Genomic DNA, 753 nt, shown 5'->3' on the forward strand with positions numbered 1-753 from the left:
TGCGCCAGAGCACGGCGCAGGCGGACCGCCTCCTCGGTCGGGGCCACCGCATCCACCCGCCGACCCACCTCGCTGTAGCGGACGCCGAGGTTGTTGAGCGCCATGGCCAGGTCGGGCACAAAGGCGGGGTTGTCCTGCGCCAGAGCACGGTAAAGGCCGGACGCCTCCTCGGCCGGAGCCACCGCATCCACCCGCCGACCCACCTCGCTGTAGGACGCGCCGAGGTTGTTGAGCGCCATGGCCAGGTCGGGCACAAAGGCGGGGTTGTCCTGCGCCAGAGCACGATAAAGGCCGGACGCCTCCTCGGCCGAGGCCACCGCATCCACCCGACGACCCACCTCGCTGTAGCGGTTGCCGAGGTTGTTGAGCGCCATGGCCAGGTCCGGCACAAAGGCGGGGTTGTCCTGCGCCAGAGCACGATAAAGGCCGGACGCCTCCTCGGCCGGAGCCACCGCATCCACCCGCCGACCCACCTCGCTGTAGCGGACGCCGAGGTTGTTGAGCGCCATGGCCAGGTCGGGCACAAAGGCGGGGTTGTCCTGCGCCAGAGCACGGCGCAGGCGGACCGCCTCCTCGGTCGGGGCCACCGCATCCACCCGCCGACCCACCTCGCTGTAGCGGACGCCGAGGTTGTTGAGCGCCATGGCCAGGTCGGGCACAAAGGCGGGGTTGTCCTGCGCCAGAGCACGGTAAAGGCCGGACGCCTCCTCGGCCGGAGCCACCGCATCCACCCGCCGACCCACCTCGCTGTAG

The 753-nt window shown here is 70.8% G+C and carries 1 protein-coding gene; it reads right to left on the reverse strand.

Annotated elements, in window-relative coordinates:
- Window positions 1-731: tetratricopeptide repeat protein (locus AWZ10_RS52115; protein WP_159058616.1), on the reverse strand; the 731-nt coding region annotated here is incomplete at its 3' end.
- Window positions 732-753 lie beyond the last annotated feature (22 nt).

The organism is Streptomyces europaeiscabiei (assembly GCF_001550375.1).
GTDB lineage: Bacteria > Actinomycetota > Actinomycetes > Streptomycetales > Streptomycetaceae > Streptomyces > Streptomyces europaeiscabiei.